We start from the raw sequence: 23,542 nt of genomic DNA, 5'->3' as shown, positions 1-23,542 counted from the left end.
GTTCTAACTCTTTTACTTCGCCTGACGCTTCTGGTACTCGCTAGCGGCTTTCACAAAGCCTGCAAACAGCGGATGGCCATCGCGCGGCGTCGAAGTAAACTCCGGATGGAACTGACAGGCGACAAACCACGGATGGTTAGGCACCTCGATGATCTCGACCAACTGATCATCCCCGGAACGGCCCGCAATACGCAGGCCCGCATTTTCAATCGGCTTCAACAGCATATTGTTGACTTCGTAGCGGTGACGATGGCGTTCGGTAATGGTTGGCTCACCGTACAGCTGGCGCACCAGGCTATCCTCACCCAGCTGGCACTGCTGCGCGCCAAGGCGCATCGTACCGCCGAGGTCGCTCTTATCAGAGCGCACTTCGACATTACCGTCTTCATCACGCCATTCGGTAATCAGGGCCACAACCGGGTACTTACAGTCTGGCACAAATTCCGTTGAGTTGGCGTTTTCCATCCCCGCTACGTTGCGCGCGAACTCAATCAGCGCAACCTGCATACCCAGGCAAATGCCCAGATAGGGAATGTTGTTTTCACGCGCATAGCGCGCGGTGGCAATCTTACCTTCAACGCCGCGATAGCCGAAGCCACCAGGGATCAGGATAGCGTCTAAATTCTTCAGAATTTCGACACCGCGCGTTTCCACATCCTGCGAATCAATCAGCTTGATGTTGACGGTAACGCGATTTTTCAGACCGCCGTGTTTCAGCGCTTCAATCACCGATTTGTAGGCGTCCGGCAGTTCAATATACTTACCGACCATACCAATGGTGACTTCACCTGCCGGGTTCGCTTCTTCATAGATAACCTGTTCCCATTCGGCCAGGTTTGCTTCCGGACAGTTTAAGCTGAATCGTTTACAAATATAATCGTCCAGCCCCTGCGATTTCAACAGGCCCGGAATTTTATAAATGGAATCGACATCTTTCATCGAAATAACGGCTTTTTCTGGCACATTGCAGAACAATGCAATTTTGGCACGTTCGTTCGCCGGAATGGCGCGATCGGAGCGACAGACCAGGATGTCAGGCTGAATACCGATGGAAAGCAGTTCTTTAACGGAGTGCTGGGTCGGCTTGGTTTTGACTTCACCCGCGGCGGCCATGTACGGCACCAGGGTCAGGTGCATAAACAGCGCGTTTTCACGACCGATATCTACCGCCAGCTGGCGAATCGCTTCAAGGAACGGCAGCGACTCAATATCGCCAACGGTGCCGCCGATTTCTACCAGCACAACATCATGGCCTTCGCCGCCCGCCAGCACGCGCTCTTTGATCGCGTTGGTGATGTGCGGAATAACCTGAACGGTGGCGCCCAGATAGTCGCCACGACGCTCTTTGCGCAGGACGTCAGAGTAAATACGGCCCGTGGTGAAGTTGTTGCGACGGGTCATCTTGGTACGAATGAAACGCTCGTAGTGACCCAGGTCCAGATCGGTTTCAGCGCCGTCTTCAGTAACGAACACTTCCCCGTGTTGGATTGGGCTCATGGTGCCCGGATCGACGTTGATGTACGGATCCAGTTTCATCATGGTCACGTTAAGCCCGCGGGCTTCGAGAATGGCTGCGAGGGAAGCTGCGGCAATGCCTTTACCCAGAGAGGATACGACCCCGCCGGTCACAAAAATATAGTTCGTTGTCATGCTGAACCTGAGAAGTTAGGTTTAAAAGACGATGGAATAACCAGGACGGGAAAGCAGTATACCCGATCATGACTGACGCCACAAACTTTCATTATCCCTCCTTTTCATCAGGCCCACACAAACGCAGGGAGTGAGAAAATAGCCGCTTTTGGCGAAATGTTTTTGACGTAAATCAAGCGCTTGTTATTTAAAAAATCACACAAATAGCGCTTGATCACGAAAACTCTTTAGAGATCAGTTTCCTGGCGTTTTACTTCCTGCCATACCTCCTCCATAGTATCGAGGTCAACGCCGGTCATTTCCAGGCCGCGCGCGGCGACAATCCGCTCTACTTCGCGGAACCGACGCTCAAACTTCAGGTTGGCTTTTTGCAGGGCAACTTCGGCTTTTACCCCTAAATGGCGGGATAAATTGACCGTCGCAAACAGCAGGTCGCCCACTTCCTCCTCCAGTTTAGCTTCATCCACCACCGCCTGCTGCGCTTCGTGCATGACTTCGTCTATTTCTTCGTGCACTTTGTCCAGCACCGGCCCCAGAGAAGTCCAGTCAAAGCCTACCGCCGAGCAGCGTTTCTGGATTTTATGCGCGCGCATCAGCGCCGGCAGACTATGCGGAATATCGTCCAGCGCCGAGTGCTGGGACTTTTCCGCTCGCTCTGCGCTTTTGATCTGCTCCCATCGGGCCAGCACTTCGCTGCTGTTCCCGGCGGACGCATCGCCGAAAATATGCGGATGGCGGCGCTCCAGCTTGTCGCCGATCGCGGCGCAGATATCGTTAAAATCAAAGCGCCCCTCTTCCTGCGCCATCTGAGCGTAGAAGACGACCTGGAACAGCAGGTCGCCTAATTCACCGCGCAGATCGTCAAAATCTTCGCGGGCAATCGCGTCGAGCACTTCATAGGTTTCTTCGAGGGTATACGGGGCGATGGTGGCAAAAGTCTGCTCTTTGTCCCACGGGCAGCCGTTTTCCGGATCGCGCAGACGCTGTATAATGCCGAGCAGGCGGTCGATTTGGCTCATTGTCGTTTCCATTAAAGAATCAGGCCGGGGCGACCCCGGCCGACATAAAGAAAGTGAAGTTAACCGCCGTGCAGGCGACGGGCGTCGATGACATCCGGTACCTGATTCAGTTTACCCAGCACGCGGCCCAGCACCTGCAGGTTGTAGATCTCAATGGTCATATCGATCGTCGCCAGTTGCTGTTTGGTATCGCTGCGGCTGGCCACGCCGAGCACGTTAACTTTCTCATTGGCGAGAATGGTGGTGATATCGCGCAGCAGGCCGCTGCGATCGTTGGCCTGCACGCGCACCACCAGCGAGTAGCCCGCCGAGTAGCTCTCTCCCCACACCGCGTCAACGATACGCTCGGGAGCGTGAGACTGCAGTTCGGCGAGCTGATCGCAATCCGCGCGGTGCACCGAGATCCCTCGGCCTTGGGTGATAAAGCCCACGATCTCGTCGCCGGGAATCGGCTGGCAGCAGCGCGCAATATGGTGCATCAGGTTGCCGACCCCTTCCACCACCACGCGACCATTGTCTTTGCTGCGATTCTGCGGAGCATGGGTTTTCTGCTGCAGCTGCTTTAACGCCGCCGCATCCTGCTCCGCTGCGCTGGGCTTATTAAACTGCGCCTGCAGGAAGTTAACCATCTGGTTGAGGCGAATATCGCCGCCGCCAATCGCTGCCAGCAGTTCGTCCTGCTCGTTGAAGTTGTAGCGCGGCAGCAGATGCTTTTCCGCCTCCTTCAGGCTAATGCCCAGGTGTTCAAGCTCGTCATCGAGGATCTGCCGCCCGGCAAGAATATTCTTGTCGCGATCCTGCTTGCGGAACCAGGCGTGTATTTTGGAACGCCCGCGGCTGGTGGTAACGTAGCCGAGGTTCGGGTTCAGCCAGTCGCGGCTTGGGTTGGGCTGCTTCTGGGTGATAATTTCAATCTGGTCGCCCATCTGCAGCTGATAGGTAAACGGCACAATTCGCCCGCTGATTTTCGCCCCGATGCAGCGGTGGCCGACATCGCTGTGAATATGGTAGGCAAAATCGAGCGGCGTCGAACCGGAAGGTAAGTCCACCACGTCGCCCTTCGGCGTAAAGACGTAAACCCGGTCGTCAAAGACCTGGCTACGCACCTCATCCAGCATCTCGCCGGAATCGGCCATCTCTTCCTGCCAGGCAATCAGTTTACGCAGCCACGCAATACGATCTTCATAGCCGCGCCCGCCGCTGGCCGCTGCGCTGGCACCCTCTTTATACTTCCAGTGCGCGGCCACGCCCAGCTCGGCATCTTCATGCATCTGGCGGGTACGGATCTGAATTTCAATCGTTTTACCGCCGGGACCCAACACGACAGTATGAATTGACTGATAGCCATTAGGCTTGGGATTGGCGACGTAATCATCAAACTCGTCCGGCAGGTGGCGGTAGTGAGTATGCACTATCCCCAGCGCGGCGTAGCAATCCTGCAGGCGCTCGGCGACGATACGCACCGCCCGCACGTCAAACAGCTCGTCGAAGGCGAGATGTTTTTTCTGCATTTTGCGCCAGATGCTGTAGATATGCTTGGGACGCCCGTAGACCTCGGCTTTGACGCCCTCGGTTTTCATCTCCGTGCGTAAGTGCCCTACGAATTCGTCAATGTAATGCTCACGATCGATGCGCCGCTCGTGCAGCAGTTTAGCAATCCGCTTATATTCCGCCGGGTGCAGATAGCGGAAGCAGTAATCCTCAAGCTCCCACTTGAGCTGGCCGATCCCCAGGCGGTTGGCCAGCGGCGCGTAGATGTTGGTACACTCTTTCGCCGCCAGCACGCGCTCATCTTCCGGCGCATCTTTCACCTCGCGCAGATGGGCAATACGCTCGGCGATCTTAATCACCACGCAGCGGAAATCATCGACCATCGCCAACAGCATGCGGCGGATGTTATCCACCTGTTCAGAGGAGACCGAATCGGTATGGGTGGCTTTAAGCTGGCGTATCGCGGCCATGTCCCGCACGCCGTGGATCAGGGTCACGACGGATTTCCCGACGCTCTCCTGCATAATTTCTTCGCTGACGACGTTGCCATCTGCCAAAGGGAACAGCATCGCCGCCCGCAGCGTATCGATATCCATGCTGAGCATGGAGAGAATTTCCACCATCTCCACGCCGCGCCACAGCAGGAGGTCGGCCTGCGGATGCCCCTGCGTTTTCTCTCGACAATAATCCCAGGTTTCGGCTAAGCGTTCACACGACTGCTGGCTGGAAATTCCCAGACTCGCGATCCATTTCTTCGGGTCAAATTCACCAGCTTTATTTAAATGTGCACTTCTTACCGCAACCATTGTCCTCTCCTTAAGGGACCGCCTGCCGAAGTCGGCAAGCCTCAACTTTTACACTTCATCCTTCAAACCGCGTCAACGTTGGCTTTCGTTTTTTATCTCAGTCACCTGCTTCTGAGGATGCCGCTTCAATGCGATTTGAAGAATTGTTGTGCTCAAACAACACCATTGATTCCAGATGTCCGGTATGCGGGAACATATCCAGCATCGCCAGGCGTTGAATGGTATATCCCGCCTGCAATAAAACGTCGCTATCGCGCGCTAGCGTCGCCGGGTTACATGAAACATACACCACCCGACGCGGCGCTAATTTTATAATATGTAACATCACGCCCGCCGCGCCGGCGCGTGCCGGATCGAGCAGGACTTTATCAAAACCGTGCTTCGCCCACGCCTGGCGGGTCACGTCCTCTTCCAGGTTTTCATGAAAGAAAGTCACATTATGTAACGCGTTCAACGCCGCGTTCTCTCTCGCCTTCACGACCAGCGCGGGAACCCCTTCCACGCCAACCACCTGCGCCGCACGCTTCGCCAGCGGCAGGGTAAAGTTGCCCATGCCGCAAAAGAGGTCCAGAACGCGATCCTGAGGCTGGATATCCAGCCATTCCAGCGCCGTGCGCACCATCAGCTGGTTTACGCCATCGTTCACCTGGATAAAATCGCGCGGACTGAACACTAAGCGTAGACCGTCCGAGGTGTACCAGGAGGCCTCCCCGCGAATATGTTCCAGTATCTCGCTTTGCGGGGCGAGATACAGGGAAAGACCGTGAGATTGCGAAAAACGTTCCAGCTTTACTTTATCCGCCGCCGGAAGGGCCGCGGTATGGCGCAACACCATCAGCGGGCCGTTATCCGCCTGCACCAGCTCCACGTGCCCAAGCTGGCGCACCGATTGCAATTCGTTAAGACATTCACGCACCGCAGGCAGCAGCGCACCAAGATCGGGCACCAAAACGGGGCACTGCACCACATCGACGATTTCGCTGGCGCCCGCCTTGCGGAAGCCCATCTGTAATTGTTGGGACTTTGGCTGATAATTCAAGCTCAGACGCGCCCGGCGACGATAGCCCCACGGCGCAGCGGCTATAATGTCATCAACGTCGCGCTTCATTAGCCTTGCGAGCGCGGCGCGTTTGCTCTGCTGCTGCAGCGCGACGCTGGCATGCTGCTGCTGACACCCGCCGCAGACGCCAAAATGCGGGCAGCGCGGCGTCTGCCGCTGCGGGCTATCGCTAAGACGGCGTTTAACCTGGGCGCGGGCGTACTGTTTTTTATCTTCGACCACCACAACTTCAGCCTGCTCCTGCGGCAATAAGCCGCTCACAAACAGCGCTTTACCCTGGTGACGCGCAACGCCCTGGCCGAAGGGGTCAAGGTCATTTACTGTAACGGTTATGATCTGGCGCGTCGTCACACGCCGTTTTGCAGAGTAGAATTGCGCCATCGTAGAGATTTGTCTCAATTAAATATACTGACTCTATATACGAGTCCGGTCAGGATCAGCCGGAGTAACCAACGCACCAGCCGCCTGAAAGATGATATGTATATTCTCCCATAATGGAACCGCATGACCAACTACAGCCTTCGTGCCCGCATGATGATTCTTATTCTGGCGCCTACCGTCCTGATCGGTTTGCTGCTCAGTATTTTCTTCGTCGCACACCGCTATAACGACCTACAGCGCCAGTTAGAAGATGCCGGGGCCAGTATTATCGAACCGCTGGCGGTCTCCAGTGAATATGGCATGAATTTGCAAAACCGCGAGTCAATCGGGCAGCTTATCAGCGTGCTGCATCGCCGCCACTCCGATATTGTGCGCGCCATTTCCATCTACGACTCGCAAAACAGGCTGTTTGTCACCTCTAACTTTCAGCTCGATCCCGGCGAACTGCAGCTACCAAAAGGGATCCCCTTTCCCCGCCGTTTAAGCGTGTTTCGCCACGGCGATTTGATGATTTTGCGAACCCCTATCGTCTCGGAAAGCTATTCACCAGACGAATCACCGGGAAGCGATGCCAAGATGCCGGGCAATATGCTCGGCTACGTGGCGCTGGAGCTGGATCTCAAATCGGTGCGGCTGCAGCAGTATAAAGAGATCTTTATCTCCAGCGTGATGATGCTGTTCTGTATCGGTATTGCGCTGATCTTCGGCTGGCGACTTATGCGCGACGTGACCGGGCCGATCCGCAATATGGTGAATACCGTTGACCGCATCCGCCGCGGCCAGCTTGATAGCCGCGTTGAAGGTTTTATGCTCGGCGAGCTGGACATGCTCAAAAACGGCATCAACTCCATGGCGATGTCGCTGGCGGCCTACCACGAAGAGATGCAGCATAACGTCGATCAGGCCACTTCCGACCTGCGTGAAACGCTTGAGCAGATGGAAATCCAGAATGTCGAGCTGGACCTGGCGAAAAAACGCGCGCAGGAAGCAGCGCGCATCAAATCCGAATTCCTCGCCAATATGTCCCACGAGCTGCGTACTCCGCTCAACGGCGTCATTGGCTTTACGCGTCTGACGCTGAAAACCGATTTAAATACCACCCAGCGCGATCATCTGACCACCATTGAGCGTTCCGCGAACAATCTGCTGGCCATTATTAACGATGTTCTGGACTTCTCTAAGCTTGAAGCCGGTAAGCTCATTCTGGAGAGCATCCCGTTCCTGTTGCGCACCTCGCTGGACGAGGTGGTCACGCTGCTGGCGCACTCGGCGCACGACAAAGGACTGGAGCTGACGCTGAATATCAAAAATGATGTCCCGGATAACGTCATTGGCGACCCGCTGCGCCTGCAGCAAATTATTACCAACCTGATGGGTAACGCCATCAAGTTCACCGAACACGGCAATATTGACGTGCTGGTGGAACAGCGCGCCATCAGCAATTCGCGAGTCCAAATCGAAGTCCAGATCCACGATACCGGTATCGGCATTCCGGAGCGCGATCAGTCGCGTCTGTTCCAGGCGTTCCGCCAGGCCGACGCCAGCATTTCCCGTCGCCACGGCGGAACCGGCCTCGGGCTGGTCATCACCCAGCGGCTGGTGAAGGAGATGGGCGGCGATATCTCCTTCCACAGCCAGCCTAATCGCGGCTCGACGTTCTGGTTCCATATCAGCCTCGACCTCAACCCCAACGCGGTTCCCGATAGCGTGCCGACCCAGTGCCTGGCGGGTAAAAAACTGGCCTATATCGAAGCCAATGCGGCGGCAGCGCAGAGCACGATGGAGCTACTGGCGACAACGCCGCTGGAGGTGGTCTATAGTCCGACGATGACGGCCCTACCGGATGCCCACTACGATATCCTGCTGGCGGGCATTCCCGTATCAATACGCGACCTGAGCCAGCATCGCGATAAGCTGGCAAGGGCCTGCAAGCTTGCCGATCACCTGGTGCTGGCCCTGCCGTGCCACGCCCAGGTCAGCGCCGAAACGCTGCGCCAGGACGGCATTGCCGCCTGTTTGCTGAAGCCACTGACCTCAACGCGCTTACTGCCGGCGCTGACGGCCTCCTGCCAGGCGCAGCCAACGACTCTACCGCCGCGTGCCGATAGTAAGAAGCTACCGATGACGGTCATGGCCGTTGATGACAATCCGGCAAATCTCAAACTCATCGGCGCGCTGTTGGAGGATTTAGTCCAGCATGTCATCCTCTGCGACAGCGGCCAGCACGCCGTCGAACAGGCCAGAGAAACGCAGCAGGATCTGATTCTGATGGATATTCAAATGCCGGAAATGGACGGTATCCGCGCATGCGAACTGATTCACCAGCTCCCCCACCAGCAGCAAACGCCGGTGATCGCCGTGACGGCCCACGCCCTCGAGGGGCAGCGTGAGAAATTACTCAAAGCGGGAATGAACGACTATCTGGCGAAACCCATTGAGGAAGATAAGCTCCACAGCTTGCTGCTGCGCTATCAGCCGGGAAAGGCGGCGCCGCCGCAGGTCGCCGCGGAGCCTGCAGAGCCGCCCGTCAATCATAATGTCACTCTCGACTGGCAGCTGGCGCTGCGTCAGGCGGCGATGAAACCGGACCTGGCGCGGGAAATGCTGCAGATGCTGCTCGCCTTTATGCCTGAAGTGCGTAACAAGGTGGAAGAACAACTGGTGGGAGAGCAGCCGGAAGGGGTACTGGATTTAGTGCATAAGCTGCACGGCAGCTGTAGCTATAGCGGCGTGCCGCGTCTGAAGAAACTGTGTCACACCATTGAGAGCCAGCTGCGCGCGGGCACCGCCGCCGAGGAGCTGGAACCAGAGTTTCTGGAGCTGCTGGATGAAATGGACAACGTCGCGCGGGAAGCCTGTAAGCTACTGGGAATTTAAAACGCATGCCCCGGTCCGCGCTTCGCGACCGGGGGATAATCTACAATAACCGCCCCATTTTCAGCACGGCGGCAACGTTTCTCGCCGTCATACGCACGTTTTTAGCGGCATTTTCCAGCGCCTCATCCAGCGTACAAATTGAATAAATCACGCTGAATACCGCATCCAGGCCGTGCTGGTGCACGATGCCGACGTCAGGCGTCAGGCTCCCGGCAATGCCGATGACCGGCAGATTATAGCGTTTTGCCACCCTCGCCACGCCAACCGGCACCTTGCCGTGCACCGTCTGGCTATCGATACGCCCTTCGCCGGTAATCACCAGGTCCGCATCCGCCACGATATCAGCAAGGTGCAGAGCGTCGGTCACGATCTCAATGCCCGGCCGCAGCTTTGCGCCGCAAAAGGCGTACAGGCCCGCGCCCATGCCTCCCGCCGCGCCGCCGCCTTCAAGATGCAGCACATCCATTTCTAAATCACGATGGATAATCTCGGCAAAATGGGCCAGCGCGCTATCCAGGCAGGAGATCATCTCCGCCGTCGCCCCTTTCTGCGGCCCAAATACCGCCGTCGCGCCCTCGGGCCCCGTCAGCGGATTGGTGACATCGCAAGCGACGTCGATACGACAGCCGGCCAGGCGCTTATCCAGTTCGCTAACGTCGATACGCGCGAGGTTCTCCAGCGCGCGTCCGCCGGCGGCAATCTGCTGGTTATCTTTAGTCAGCAGCTTCGCCCCCAGCGCCTGTACCATTCCGGCACCGCCGTCGTTCGTCGCGCTGCCGCCGATGCCGATAATAATTTGCGACACACCCGCGTCCAGCGCGTGGCGAATCAGCTCGCCGGTCCCCCACGAAGTGGTCAGCAGCGGATTGCGCCGCGCCGGCGGCACGCTCTCCAGACCGCTTGCCGCCGCCATTTCGATAAACGCGCACTGTTTATCGCCCGACAGGCCGTAAAAAGCGTCCACCGGCTCGCCGAGGGGACCGGTGACGGTAACCGCTATCCGGCATCCCTGGGTTGCGGCGACCATAGCTTCGACGGTCCCTTCGCCGCCGTCGGCAACCGGCAGTTTGACATATTCCGCATCGGCGTAAATTTCTCGAAAACCTTGCTCTATCGCGGTAGCAACATCCAGCGCACTCAGGCTCTCCTTGTATGAATCCGGTGCGATCACTATCTTCATAAGCTGTCCTTAAAATGAACGATGACCCGATGCCGTGCGGTCAATCGGCCCCCGAAGGGACCGATATTTCCTTAGCGCACCATGCAGGGACGCTTGTTATCAAACGTCCAGTTCGGGATTAAATACTGCATGCCCATAGCGTCATCGCGCGCGCCCAGGCCGTGTTTCTGGTACAGCTCATGGGCTTTCATCACCTGATCCATATCAAGCTCTACGCCAAGACCCGGTTTCGCCGGTACCTGTACCATCCCGCCTTTAATTTCAAACGGTTCTTTGGTCAGACGCTGGTTGCCTTCCTGCCAGATCCAGTGGGTATCGATGGCGGTAATTTTCCCCGGCGCCGCCGCTGCAACATGGGTGAACATCGCCAGCGAGATATCAAAGTGGTTGTTAGAGTGCGAGCCCCAGGTCAGGCCAAACTCATGGCACATCTGCGCCACGCGGACGGAACCCTGCATGGTCCAGAAGTGCGGATCCGCCAGCGGAATATCCACCGACTGTAGCGACAGCGTATGGCCCATCTGACGCCAGTCGGTTGCGATCATATTGGTCGCCGTCGGCAGACCAGTGGCGCGACGGAACTCCGCCATCACTTCACGACCGGAGAAGCCCTGCTCGGCGCCGCACGGATCTTCCGCGTAGGCCAGCGATCCCTTCAGATATTTGCCGATCTTAATCGCTTCATTCAGCGACCACGCGCCGTTCGGATCCAGAGTTACGCGCGCCTGCGGGAAGCGCTTCGCCAGCGCGACGATAGATTCCGCCTCCTCTTCCCCGGCCAGCACGCCGCCTTTCAGTTTAAAGTCGTTAAAGCCATATTTCTCATACGCCGCTTCCGCCAGGCGCACCACCGCATCCGGGGTCATCGCTTCATCATGACGCAGGCGATACCAGTCGCATTTGTCATCCGGCTGGCTCTGATACGGCAGCGGCGTGGCTTTACGGTTACCGACGAAGAACAGATAGCCGAGCATTTCCACTTCGTTGCGCTGTTGACCATCGCCCAGAAGAGACGCCACGTTCACGCCCAGATGCTGGCCCAGCAGATCCAGCATCGCCGCTTCGATCCCGGTCACTACGTGAATTGTGGTACGCAGATCGAAGGTCTGCAAACCGCGCCCACCGGCGTCGCGGTCGGCGAAAGTATTGCGCACGGCGGTCAGCACGTTTTTATACTCACCCAACGTCTTACCAACCACCAGCGGGATCGCATCTTCGAGAGTCTTGCGGATTTTCTCTCCACCGGGGATTTCGCCGACGCCGGTATGGCCGGAATTATCTTTAATTACCACAATATTACGCGTGAAGAACGGGGCGTGCGCGCCGCTCAGGTTCATCAGCATGCTGTCGTGGCCCGCGACCGGAATGACCTGCATAGAAGAAACAACGGGGGTCGAAAATTGTGCGCTCATAGTTCAATCCTTATTCAAATCAGTGACGACCGAAAACGGGGCGTTTACGGTCAAAAGTCCATCCGGGGATCAGGTACTGCATTGGGCCTGCGTCATTACGCGCGCCGCCGGGCAGCCTTTTATAGGCCTCATGTGCCTTCTGTACCTGCTCCCAGTCCAGCTCAACGCCAAGTCCTGGCGCGTCCGGAACCGCGATTTTTCCGCGCTTAATCTCCAGCGGATTTTTGGTCAGGCGGCAATCTCCCTCCTGCCAAATCCAGTGGGTATCAATGGCCGTGGGGTTACCCGGCGCCGCCGCGCCGACGTGGGTAAACATGGCCAGTGAAATATCAAAGTGGTTATTGGAATGGCAGCCCCAGGTCAGGCCCCAGTCATCGCACAGCTGCGCCATGCGCACCGCGCCGGACAGGGTCCAGAAGTGCGGATCGGCCAGCGGAATATCCACGGCGTTCAGCATCACCGCATGGCCCATTTCGCGCCAGTTGGTGGCGATCATGTTAGTTGCTACCGGCAGACCGGTAGCGCGGCGGAATTCCGCCATCACTTCGCGGCCGGAAAAGCCCTGCTCGGCGCCGCAGGGGTCTTCGGCGTAGGTCAGCACATCGTTCAGCCCTTTACACAGAGCGATGGCTTCGTCCAGCAGCCAGGCGCCGTTAGGGTCGACCGTAATGCGCGCATCCGGGAAACGCTTCTTCAGCGCGCGGGCGGTTTCGATCTCCTGCTCGCCGGGCAGCACGCCGCCTTTCAGTTTAAAATCTTTAAAGCCGTAGCGATCCTGCGCGGCTTCCGCCAGGCGCACCACCGCCTCGCTGTTCAGCGCTTCCTGATGGCGCAGGCGATACCACGCGTGGCTGCCCGGCGTGCTTTCCAGGTAGGGCAGATCGGTTTTCGTACGATCGCCTACATAGAACAGATAGCCCAGCACGGTCACCGCATCACGCTGCTTGCCCGGCCCGAGCAGTTCGCAAACCGGCACGTTGAGCGCTTTGCCCAGCAGATCCAGCAGCGCTGCTTCCAGCGCCGCCACCGCGTTCACCCGTAGTTCGAACGTCCAGGCGCCTTTACCGAAGGTGTCAAAATCCGCGGCCTGGTTGCCTTTATGCACCTGCTGAACCACTTTATTCAGGCGGGCGACTTCCTGGCCCAACACCTGCGGGATAGCGTCAACCAGCGTCTGATAAATCACCTCGCCGCCTGGCGCTTCGCCGACGCCTGTATTGCCGGCGTTGTCGGTCAGCACCACGATATTGCGGGTGAAATACGCGTTATGGGCGCCGCCGATGTTGAGCAGCATACTGTCCTGCCCGGCCACCGGGATAACCTTCATGTCCGTGATAACGGGACTCGATTGCGTTGTCATGATGATTGTCCTGCCACTGGTTTCAGTTCAATACGCTTAATATCACCGACCAGCACCAGATAGCTCAGCACCGCCACCAGCGCATGGACACCCACATAAATCAGCGCACCGTTAAACGAACCGGTGGTTCCGACGATATAGCCGATGGCAATTGGCGTCACGATGCCGGAGATATTGCCGAACATATTGAACAGACCGCCGCTCAGGCCGCTGATCTCTTTCGGCGCCGTATCCGCCATCACCGCCCAGCCCAGCGCGCCGATGCCTTTACCGAAGAAGGCCAGCGCCATAAAACCGATGATCATCCACTCCACGTTGACGTAGTTACAGAACACCATCACCATCGACAGCAGCATTCCCATCACGATCGGCGTTTTACGCGCGATGTTCAGCGAGCCGGTACGCCGCATCAGCCAGTCGGAAATAATCCCGCCGAGCACGCCGCCCGCGAAGCCGCAAATTGCCGGCACCGACGCGACAAAACCGGCTTTCAGAATGGACATGCCGCGCGCCTGCACCAGATAAACCGGGAACCAGGTGATGAAGAAATAGGTTAAAGCGTTGATGCAGTATTGACCGATATAGACGCCGATCATCATGCGGGAACCCAGCAGCTGCTTGATTTGCCCCCATTTTACGCTAAATGGCACTTTGGCTTTGGCTGCCGCCTGATCCATGTTGATCAGCGCGCCGCCTGCGGCAATGTAATCCAGCTCTTTTTGGTTCACACCCGGATGCTGGTTCGGTTCATGAATCACCTTCAGCCAGACAAAGCTGATGATAATCCCGAGGCCGCCCATAAAGAAGAACACGTGCGACCAGCCCACCTCATGGGTCAGCCAACCCATGATTGGCGCAAAAATAACGGTGGCAAAGTATTGCGCGGAGTTAAAAATAGCCACCGCCGTGCCCCTCTCCTGGGCGGGGAACCAGGCCGCGACGATACGGCTGTTTCCGGGGAAAGATGGCGCTTCGGCCAGGCCGACAAGGAAACGCAGGGTAAACAACGCGACGATAATGCCGAAGCCGCTAAAGATATCGACGAAGCCCTGCAGTAGGGTAAACATGGACCAGATAAAAATGGACCAGAAATAGACGCGTTTTGAACCGAATCGGTCAAGCAGCCAGCCGCCTGGGATCTGACCGATAACGTAGGCCCATGAGAAGGCGGAGAAAACATAACCCATGCCAACGGCGTCAAGACCAATATCTTTGGCCATCTCCGATCCGGCAATGGATAAGGTGGCGCGGTCGCCGTAGTTGAAGGATGTGACGATAAACAGCATCACCACTATCCAGTAGCGAGCATTGGTGCGCTTTTCAGCGCCGCTCGCCGCCTGACTTAATGAACTCATTGTTGCACTCCTGAATCATAGCGTTAGCTACGTTCATTCTGAACAGCACAACCTGTAGGGTACTCAGAATGACGTGTTAGTGTTTTTCATTGTTTTCGTTATATCTGGCACTGCATTGGGAACTGGCAGGGAAAGTATAAAAAGAGGGGCTGCCGGGCTCACCGTGCAAATACACAGCTTTCACCGGCTGAGCAAATCTGATTTATGGCGTATGCCTAACGAGATGGGGGATGGTTCACGGAAATGAAAAACCGCGCCCGTTGAGAGGTGGAGAGGGCGGTACAAAAGACAGGAGTGTGAATCAACTCTCTTGACCCCGTGAAATAGCCCGGTAAAGACCCTGGCATAACACAGGTTTTAAGGCAAATGCCCGAAGCCAGCCGCGCGGAGAATTGGTACGATCTTTTTGACCGTTAATCTGGCACTGGCATTGAACATCAGTAATAAAAGGGGCGCCCTCTATTGTAGGGAGAGGGCGAAACTTTTTAATCAAGCAGCGTCGCCCACTGCGTTACCCATGGGTTAGAGACGCTTTCGGGTTCCGGATCTTCGCTGGCGTCAATCATCAGCATATCGCCCACGCGCGTGCCGCCCTGCTCCTGCAATAACGCATCAAACTTCAAACCGCCGCCGCAGAAGTTGGCGTAGGTGCTATCGCCCAGGGCGATAATGCCATAGCGTAAATGCGGCTGGTACATATCTTTGATGCCTTCGTACAAGGGCACAATGCTGTCCGGTAAATCGCCCTGCCCGGTGGTCGAAGTCACCACTAGCGCATATTTCCCGGTATATGACTCCCAGTCTTTGACTTCAGGATCTTCAAAGACTTTCGCCTGATGACCCAGCCCGCTCAAAATAGCCTGCGCCTCTTCGGCGACCAGGAGCGAATTTCCATACATCGTACCGACAAAAATTCCGACTTCCGCCATGACTAACTCCCTGAATTGACCTGTATCTCTTCATCCTGACCGCAGTCGTCGGCAAACTCAACCCTTTCATTTAGCGGGAGAAGGCCGCGCCAGCCAAACTGCGACAGCGCGCGCATCCAGACGTCGTCAAGACCGGCGCGAATGACCAGCGGTTCGCCGGTAAAGGGATGCGTTAACGAGAGCTGGCTGGCGTGCAGCATCAGCCGATCGCAGCCAAAATGTTCCGCCGCGCTGCGATTCTGCCGCAAATCGCCGTGTTTGCTATCGCCGATAATCGGATGGCGAAGATGGGCAAGATGGCGACGCAGCTGATGTTTACGTCCGGTTTTCGGTTCCAGTTCCACCAGGCTATAGCGGGTCGTGGGGTAACGTCCGGTCGCCACCGGCATCTCTACCGTCGCCAGGCCGCGATAATGCGTCACCGCCGGTTGCGGGTCTTTATTTTCGCGAGCGAACTTATCGGCGATTTTATCCAGCTCCTCAACCAGCGGATAATCAAGCACCGCTTCGTCGTTGAGCCAGCCGCGGGCGATCGCATGATAGCGTTTCTGCATTTGATGCTGCTCGAACTGCTGCGACAGCAATCTTCCTGCTTCGCTCGATAGCCCCATCAACAACACGCCGGACGTCGGCCTGTCGAGACGATGGGCGGTGAACACGTGCTGGCCTATCTGGTCGCGCACGGTCTGCATTACCACCACTTTTTCATCACGATCCAGCCAGCTACGGTGCACCAGCCAGCCCGAAGGTTTGTTTACCGCGACCAGCCAACGGTCCTGATATAAAATTTCCAGCATCAGGCTTCGCCGCCGGCAAACAGCGCATCCAGCAGGACCAGTTCGGCCAGCAACCGCTCGCGTACGGGGTGAGCGTTATCGAGGGCCATCTCATAATAGGGGGCAACGGCGAAGTTCTGCGGTAGCGGCATTCCGCTTTCCAGCAGCTGGCGCATACGCGGAATCAATACCCACTGCAGCCATTCAATCGGCTCCATGGTGTCGAGGCAAAACGGCTGTTCGCTGGCAAACGCGCGGCTATCGGGGGCACTATCCTGCCAGTGTTCCGTTTCGCGCAGCAGCGCTTCAATGGCGAGCAGGCGCTCGCGCACGCGATGGTCAAGAGTCATGGGAAACCTCGGTGAGTTGAAAACCGGCGCAGAATAGCAAATTCAGACGAGAAATAAAAAAAGGGAGCACTGTATAAAACAGTGCTCCCGGTTCGTTTTGCAGCAATCCAGCTACATTGGTGCTCCCTGCTCGTCCTTGAAAACTTTTCCTGAGGTCTCCTGACCATGTTCATCCATAAACAGTTGCATCCTGCTTTCACACCACCCCGATGCGAAATAACTCATCCTTAAGTCTATCCTGATCTTCCTGATCCACCGAACGTCCCGCTCGGCTCTCGTTCTCCTTCCTGGAGGTGTCCTTTTACGCAATCCTGCGTTATCCTGTGCTTCATCCTGAAGCCTGTCCTTGCAACGCCGTCCTGGCGGGTCCTGCAGAAGCGTCATCATCCTGATGTTCACTTCGTTTATCAACTCCCTGTCGATGTGTATAGAATCCCTGATTCCGCCCTGTCTTACAACCCTTGTTAAGACAATATCTTAAGATTATTCGTCAGTATCCTTAATAAGAAAATCATTAATCACTTGAAAAATCTTAAATTTCTTAAAATATAGTCCCTGAAGGATCGGCTTAAATGATGACGATCTCTTACAGGTCTTGTAAGAGATCTCTCACAAAAATTTGAGTAGTCTGGATTACAGAACAGGCTTAAGGGAATTGAGGAAACTCGCAAGCGAGGGGGAAAGGGTCGCGCGTTTTCGGGTGCCAAGGGTCTCTTTGATCACTTCACCGCTCATATTACAGACCGAAATGACATCCAGTTCGCTGTCGAGGGTGGCGATAAACAGGGTCGGCGACAGCTTCAAACGCTTTTGCACCAGCAGATGACCGATCAGATTTTCCTGCACCCGCTGGAAATCATCCGGGCTCCAGGTTTGCAGCAGCGTCATGGTTTCATCGGCGAAACGCGCCTGCATATCACCGGCAAACTGAGTGGTATAATAAGCATGAAGCGGTTGTTGTACCACAATCTCCAGCGCCCGTTCAACTGCGTGAATGTTTTGTTCTAATGAAAACGGCTGCGGCTGCCAGAAAACACCGTCATCATCCGTGCCGTTGACGCACGGCGACGGAATACCGTAAAGCTCTTCGCTACGCGGCAGGCTGGAGCGCTGCTGCTGCCACGCCTCACAGTAACGTTGGGTAAATGCTTGTAGCGCTTCTGCGGTTTGCTGATCCACCGGTTTCTCTCTTCACGTTAGACAGGATACACTTGGCATATAGTGTAACCGCTTTAACTATGGTGAAACATGTCTTCTTACGATAATCATCAGGCGCTGGCCGGCCTCACGCTCGGAAAATCAACCGATTACCGCGATACCTACGACGCCAGCCTGCTTCAGGGCGTCCCGCGCAGCCTGAACCGCGACCCGCTGGATCTGCACGCCGATAATCTGCCGTTTCACGGCGCCGATATCTGGACGCTGTACGAGCTCTCCTGGCTGAACGCCAAAGGTCTGCCGCAGGTCGCCGTGGGCCACGTTGAGCTCAGCGACACCACCGTAAATCTGGTGGAATCAAAAAGCTTTAAGCTCTATCTCAACAGCTTTAACCAGACGCGTTTTGCCGACTGGCAGGCGGTCGAGGCGACGCTGGCGCGCGATCTCAGCGCCTGCGCCGAAGGGGAAGTGAAGGTGTCGCTGTATCGCCTTGATGAGCTCGAAGGCCAGCCGGTGGCCCATCTGCACGGCACCTGCATCGACGACCAGGATATTGAAATCGATAACTACCAGTTTAGCGCCGATTACCTGCAGGACGCCGCTGCCGGCAAAGTGGTCGAAGAGACCCTGGTCAGCCATCTGTTGAAGTCCAACTGCCTGATTACCCATCAGCCTGACTGGGGCTCGGTGCAGATTCAGTATCGCGGGGCGAAAATCGATCGCGAAAAACTGCTGCGCTATCTGGTGTCATTCCGCCATCACAACGAATTCCACGAGCAGTGCGTAGAGCGCATCTTTAACGATATTCAGCGTTTCTGCCAGCCGGAAGCCCTTTCGGTTTATGCGCGCTACACGCGACGCGGCGGTCTGGACATCAACCCGTGGCGCAGCAATACCGATTTTGTGCCGGCCACCGGTCGCCTCGCCCGTCAATAATCAACATTTTCACAATTTGCGTGCGTTAACCCGCGCGCAAGGTTGTGAAAACGCCATCAGCAGGGCTATTGTAATCACAGGAAGACGATAATCGTCCTGTAAGGAGTTCACTTGATTACACATGTTAGCCCGCTTGGTTCAATGGATATGCTGTCGCAGCTGGAAGTGGATATGCTTAAACGCACCGCCAGCAGTGACCTGTATCAACTCTTTCGCAACTGCTCGCTTGCTGTGCTCAACTCGGGGAGCCTGACCGATAACAGCAAGGAGCTTCTGTCTCGTTTTGAAAACTTCGATATTAACGTGCTGCGTCGCGAACGCGGCGTGAAGCTGGAACTGATCAACCCGCCGGAAGACGCTTTCGTTGACGGGCGTATTATCCGTTCCCTGCAGGCCAACCTGTTTGCCGTACTGCGCGATATCCTGTTCGTCTACGGCCAGATCCACAACACCGTCCGCTTCCCGAACCTCGATCTTGAAAGCTCGGTGCATATCACCAACCTGGTCTTCTCCATTTTGCGTAACGCCCGCGCCCTGCACGTTGGCGAAGCGCCAAATATGATTGTCTGCTGGGGCGGCCACTCGATTAACGAAAATGAGTATCTGTACGCCCGCCGCGTAGGCACCCAGTTGGGTCTGCGCGAACTTAACATCTGCACCGGCTGTGGACCGGGCGCGATGGAAGCGCCAATGAAAGGCGCCGCCGTCGGCCACGCGCAGCAGCGTTACAGAGACAGCCGCTTTATCGGGATGACCGAGCCGTCAATTATCGCCGCCGAGCCGCCGAATCCGCTGGTGAACGAACTGATCATCATGCCGGATATCGAAAAACGTCTGGAGGCGTTCGTGCGCATCGCCCACGGCATCATCATCTTCCCGGGCGGCGTGGGCACGGCGGAAGAGCTGCTCTATCTGCTGGGCATTTTGATGCACCCGTCGAACAAGTCGCAGGTTCTGCCGCTGATCCTCACCGGGCCAAAAGAGAGCGCCGATTATTTCCGCGTACTGGATGAGTTTATCGTCCATACGCTGGGCGAATCCGCCCGTCGTCACTATCGCATCATCATCGACGACGCCGCAGAAGTTGCCCGTCAGATGAAAAAAGCGATGCCGATGGTCAAAGAGAACCGCCGCGAAACCGGAGACGCCTACAGCTTCAACTGGTCGATGCGTATTGCGCCGGACCTGCAGATGCCGTTCGACCCCACCCACGACAATATGGCCAACCTTAAACTCTATCCGGACCAGCCGGTGGAAGTGCTGGCAGCGGATCTCCGCCGCGCCTTCTCCGGTATCGTCGCCGGTAACGTTAAAGAGGTGGGTATCCAGGCTATCGAGAAATTCGGCCCGTATAAGATTCACGGCGATCCGGCGATGATGCGCCGCATGGATGACTTGCTGCAGGGCTTTGTGGCGCAGCATCGTATGAAGCTGCCGGGCGGCACCGCCTACATCCCCTGCTACGAAATCTGTTCCTGAGTTCTCTTGTGCTCTTCTCCCGGGCGGCGGCTTACGCCCCCCGGGCATTTCTCCCCGCCCTTGCCGCAATATTTCCCCGCGTCTTCAGTTCTCAATACGCCCGAATGCTTTCCAAATAAATCATTCCTTTTATGAATTTTTAGCGCCATTTCCACAAAAGCCAATCGTTTGCGTTTCCAAAAATGGCAATAAATATCACCAGGAAAGATGACTTTTAACGTAAAAACGTCGAGAACATCGCATTTTTACAGTAAAAACCTCGTTATTACGTCCCGCCACTATTCTCTCATATGCTGAAAATGATAGCCTCCGCGCCACAAATCTCTGGCTGATCACCAGAAACAGGCTGTTGGACTAAAATTGCTTACATTTAAAGTGGATTATTGCATTTGAGATCGCGATCACTGATGCATTCACCATATAAATGTATCTTCCCGCACCAATTGTTACGGAGAAAATGCCTAAAAAACCGTAAACAAACGAATTTCATATTATTTGGTCTTTTTTATTCAATAGATTTTGTTGCTTCCTCCAGGAGATACAGATGGAAACCACTCAAACCAGCACCATCGTTTCGGATGCTACCCGTAGCGGTTGGCGTAAGACGGACACCATGTGGATGCTGGGCCTGTACGGCACGGCTATCGGCGCGGGCGTCCTGTTCCTGCCGATCAACGCCGGCGTCGGCGGTATGATCCCGCTGATCATCATGGCGATTCTGGCCTTCCCGATGACCTTCTTCGCCCACCGCGGGATGACCCGTTTCGTGCTGTCCGGTAAGAATCCAGGTGAAGACATCACCGAAGTGGTCGAAGAGCATTTCGGCGTCGGCGCAGGTAAGCTGATTACCCTGCTCTACTTCTTCGCCATCTACCCGATTCTGTTGGTTTACAGCGTGGCGATCACCAATACCGTCGAAAGCTTTATGCTGCACCAGCTGCATATCACGCCGCCGCCGCGCGCGATTCTTTCCCTGATTCTGATTGTCGGCATGATGACCATCGTGCGCTTCGGCGAGCAGATGATTGTGAAAGCGATGAGCGTGCTGGTGTTCCCGTTCGTGGTCGCGCTGATGATCCTGGCCTTTTATCTGATCCCGCAGTGGAACGGCGCGGCGCTGGAGACACTCTCCCTGAGCAGCGCGACCGCGACCGGCAACGGCCTGTGGATGACCCTATGGCTGGCGATTCCGGTCATGGTGTTCTCCTTTAACCACTCGCCGATCATCTCCTCCTTCGCCGTGGCGAAACGCGAAGAGTACGGCCAGGGCGCAGAGAAAAAATGTTCCAGCATTCTGGCCCGCGCGCACATTATGATGGTGCTTACCGTGATGTTCTTCGTCTTCAGTTGCGTACTGAGCCTCTCCCCGGCGGATCTGGCGGCGGCGAAAGATCAGAACATCTCGATTCTGTCTTACCTGGCGAACCACTTTAACGCGCCGATCATCGCCTGGATGGCGCCGATCATTGCGATGATCGCCATCACCAAATCCTTCCTTGGCCACTACCTGGGCGCTCGCGAAGGCTTTAACGGCATGGTGATTAAATCCCTGCGCGGTAAAGGCAAGTCCATCGAAATCAACAAACTGAACAAAATCACCGCCCTGTTCATGCTGGTCACCACCTGGATTGTGGCGACGCTGAACCCCAGCATCCTTGGGATGATCGAAACTCTGGGCGGCCCGATTATCGCGATGATTCTGTTCCTGATGCCGATGTACGCGATTCAGAAAGTCCCGGCGATGCGCAAATACAGCGGCCACGTCAGCAACGTATTCGTAGTGATTATGGGCCTGATTGCTATCTCCGCGATTTTCTACTCTCTGTTTAGCTAATATCCCCCGCGCCGCTTAACGGCGGCGCGCCTCCCGACAGCACTGGATGCATCATGATCAGCGTATTCGATATTTTTAAAATCGGCATTGGCCCTTCCAGCTCCCACACCGTTGGACCGATGAAAGCGGGCAAACAATTCACGGACGATCTTATTGAGCGCGGGCTGCTTCCCGAGGTAACCAAAGTCGTCGTCGATGTCTACGGCTCCCTTTCCCTGACCGGTAAAGGCCACCATACCGACATCGCGATTATTATGGGCCTGGCGGGCAACCTGCCGGATACCGTCGATATCGACGCGATTCCCGGCTTTATCCAGGACGTCAACACCCATGGCCGCCTGATGCTGGCGAACGGCCAGCAGGAAGTGGCGTTCCCGGTCGATCAGTGCATGAATTTCCACGCCGACAACCTGTCGCGGCATGAGAACGGCATGCGTATTACCGCCCTCGGCGGCGAGAAGGTTCTCTACAGCCAGACGTACTACTCCATCGGCGGCGGGTTTATCGTCGACGAAGACCATTTCGGCGTGACCGCCGAAGCGCCTGTCGCCGTCCCTTATCCGTATAAAAGCGCCGCCGACCTGCAGCGCCACTGCCGCGAAAGCGGGCTATCGCTCTCCGGCCTGATGATGCAAAACGAGCTGGCGCTGCACAGTAAAGAAGCGCTGGAGCAGCACTTTGCCGCGGTCTGGGAGGTGATGAGCAGCGGAATTGAGCGCGGCATTACCACCGAGGGGGTTTTGCCGGGCAAGCTGCGGGTTCCCCGTCGCGCCGCCGCGCTGCGCCGGATGCTGGTAAGCCAGGACAATACCAACAGCGACCCGATGGCGGTCGTTGACTGGATTAATATGTTCGCCCTGGCGGTTAACGAAGAGAACGCCGCCGGCGGGCGCGTGGTGACCGCGCCGACCAACGGCGCCTGCGGTATCGTACCTGCGGTGCTGGCCTACTATGACAAGTTCATCCGCAAAGTGAACGCCAACTCGCTGGCGCGCTATATGCTGGTCACCAGCGCCATTGGCTCGCTCTATAAGATGAACGCCTCAATTTCCGGCGCCGAAGTGGGCTGCCAGGGAGAAGTCGGCGTAGCCTGTTCAATGGCGGCGGCCGGTCTGGCTGAACTGCTGGGCGGCAGTCCGGGTCAGGTATGCATCGCTGCGGAAATTGGTATGGAACACAACCTCGGTCTCACCTGCGATCCGGTTGCCGGCCAGGTGCAGGTGCCGTGCATCGAGCGTAACGCTATCGCGGCGGTCAAGGCGGTCAACGCCGCGCGTATGGCCCTGCGCCGCACCAGCGAGCCGCGGGTGTGCCTCGATAAAGTCATCGAGACCATGTACGAAACAGGCAAAGATATGAACGCCAAATATCGTGAAACCTCGCGCGGCGGCCTGGCAATGAAGATTGTCGCCTGCGATTAACCCCTCTCCCGGTATGCTGCGGTATGCCGGGCTGTCTTTTCCCTGCCCTCACCCTTCATTTATGTTAT

General features: G+C 56.5%; 17 protein-coding genes. 5 read left to right on the top strand and 12 right to left on the bottom strand.

Annotated elements, in window-relative coordinates; all coding sequences use genetic code 11:
* Nucleotides 1-12: 12 nt before the first annotated feature.
* The 4 genes from pyrG to rlmD all read right to left on the bottom strand — a co-directional run bounded on the left by pyrG (nt 13) and on the right by rlmD (nt 6,407).
* A complete protein-coding gene (pyrG, locus tag EGY08_RS21065) occupies nt 13-1,650 on the bottom strand; it encodes a glutamine hydrolyzing CTP synthase (RefSeq protein WP_004124328.1) in 1,638 nt (545 codons plus the stop codon).
* Nucleotides 1,651-1,877: 227 nt separating this feature from the next.
* Complete coding sequence (mazG, locus tag EGY08_RS21060; protein ID WP_123828868.1) at nt 1,878-2,669, bottom strand: nucleoside triphosphate pyrophosphohydrolase; 792 nt, start codon at nt 2,667-2,669, stop codon at nt 1,878-1,880.
* 59 nt (nt 2,670-2,728) lie between these two features.
* Nucleotides 2,729-4,966, bottom strand: a complete 2,238-nt coding sequence (relA, locus tag EGY08_RS21055) for a GTP diphosphokinase (protein WP_004124338.1) — start codon at nt 4,964-4,966, stop codon at nt 2,729-2,731.
* A 97-nt stretch (nt 4,967-5,063) separates the two neighbouring features.
* Complete coding sequence (gene rlmD / locus EGY08_RS21050; protein ID WP_123828867.1) at nt 5,064-6,407, bottom strand: 23S rRNA (uracil(1939)-C(5))-methyltransferase RlmD; 1,344 nt, start codon at nt 6,405-6,407, stop codon at nt 5,064-5,066.
* A gap of 123 nt (nt 6,408-6,530) precedes the next feature.
* Here rlmD and barA point away from each other — a divergent pair, with 123 nt between their 5' ends.
* A complete protein-coding gene (gene barA, locus EGY08_RS21045) occupies nt 6,531-9,284 on the top strand; it encodes a two-component sensor histidine kinase BarA (RefSeq protein ID WP_004124345.1) in 2,754 nt (917 codons plus the stop codon).
* A gap of 40 nt (nt 9,285-9,324) precedes the next feature.
* Here the strand turns inward: barA and EGY08_RS21040 are convergent, their stop codons facing one another.
* The 8 genes from EGY08_RS21040 to syd form a co-directional block, all read right to left on the bottom strand.
* A complete protein-coding gene (locus EGY08_RS21040) occupies nt 9,325-10,464 on the bottom strand; it encodes a glycerate kinase (protein WP_004124348.1) in 1,140 nt (379 codons plus the stop codon).
* Nucleotides 10,465-10,535: 71 nt separating this feature from the next.
* The gene (gene gudD / locus EGY08_RS21035) at nt 10,536-11,876 is read right to left on the bottom strand and encodes a glucarate dehydratase (RefSeq protein WP_004124355.1); all 1,341 of its coding nucleotides are present in this window, start codon (nt 11,874-11,876) and stop codon (nt 10,536-10,538) included.
* Nucleotides 11,877-11,895: 19 nt separating this feature from the next.
* Nucleotides 11,896-13,236: an enolase C-terminal domain-like protein gene (locus tag EGY08_RS21030; RefSeq protein WP_123828866.1), complete on the bottom strand. Its 1,341-nt coding sequence runs from the start codon at nt 13,234-13,236 to the stop codon at nt 11,896-11,898.
* Nucleotides 13,233-14,591, bottom strand: a complete 1,359-nt coding sequence (gene gudP, locus EGY08_RS21025) for a galactarate/glucarate/glycerate transporter GudP (RefSeq protein WP_004124361.1) — start codon at nt 14,589-14,591, stop codon at nt 13,233-13,235. The genes EGY08_RS21030 and gudP overlap by 4 nt, the downstream gene beginning before the upstream one ends.
* 485 nt (nt 14,592-15,076) lie before the next feature.
* Nucleotides 15,077-15,520 (bottom strand): flavodoxin, encoded by a 444-nt coding sequence (locus EGY08_RS21015; protein ID WP_004124364.1) that lies wholly within the window; start codon nt 15,518-15,520, stop codon nt 15,077-15,079.
* A gap of 2 nt (nt 15,521-15,522) precedes the next feature.
* Nucleotides 15,523-16,317, bottom strand: a complete 795-nt coding sequence (gene truC / locus EGY08_RS21010) for a tRNA pseudouridine(65) synthase TruC (protein ID WP_004853649.1) — start codon at nt 16,315-16,317, stop codon at nt 15,523-15,525.
* On the bottom strand, nt 16,317-16,646 hold the full coding sequence (locus EGY08_RS21005) for a YqcC family protein (protein WP_004124369.1): 330 nt from the start codon (nt 16,644-16,646) through the stop codon (nt 16,317-16,319). Before EGY08_RS21005 ends, truC begins: the two co-directional genes overlap by 1 nt.
* Nucleotides 16,647-17,279: 633 nt before the next feature.
* Nucleotides 17,280-17,825: a SecY-interacting protein gene (gene syd, locus EGY08_RS21000; RefSeq protein ID WP_004124370.1), complete on the bottom strand. Its 546-nt coding sequence runs from the start codon at nt 17,823-17,825 to the stop codon at nt 17,280-17,282.
* A gap of 69 nt (nt 17,826-17,894) precedes the next feature.
* On the opposite strand from syd, the gene queF reads away from it, so the two are divergent.
* The 4 genes from queF to EGY08_RS20980 all read left to right on the top strand — a co-directional run bounded on the left by queF (nt 17,895) and on the right by EGY08_RS20980 (nt 23,474).
* On the top strand, nt 17,895-18,740 hold the full coding sequence (gene queF, locus EGY08_RS20995) for an NADPH-dependent 7-cyano-7-deazaguanine reductase QueF (protein WP_004124372.1): 846 nt from the start codon (nt 17,895-17,897) through the stop codon (nt 18,738-18,740).
* 111 nt (nt 18,741-18,851) lie between these two features.
* On the top strand, nt 18,852-20,219 hold the full coding sequence (gene ppnN, locus EGY08_RS20990; RefSeq protein ID WP_004124374.1) for a nucleotide 5'-monophosphate nucleosidase PpnN: 1,368 nt from the start codon (nt 18,852-18,854) through the stop codon (nt 20,217-20,219).
* Between the two features lie 544 nt (nt 20,220-20,763).
* Nucleotides 20,764-22,053 carry an HAAAP family serine/threonine permease gene (locus EGY08_RS20985; protein WP_004124376.1) on the top strand — a complete coding sequence of 430 codons (1,290 nt, stop codon included), beginning with the start codon at nt 20,764-20,766 and terminating at the stop codon, nt 22,051-22,053.
* A gap of 53 nt (nt 22,054-22,106) precedes the next feature.
* Entirely contained in the window at nt 22,107-23,474 is a 1,368-nt protein-coding gene (locus EGY08_RS20980) for an L-serine ammonia-lyase (protein WP_004124379.1), read from the top strand.
* The last annotated feature ends 68 nt before the right edge of the window (nt 23,475-23,542 follow it).

Source organism: Klebsiella sp. FDAARGOS_511 (assembly GCF_003812845.1).
Lineage (GTDB): Bacteria > Pseudomonadota > Gammaproteobacteria > Enterobacterales > Enterobacteriaceae > Klebsiella > Klebsiella grimontii.
This window is presented reverse-complemented; position numbering and strand designations above follow the sequence as displayed.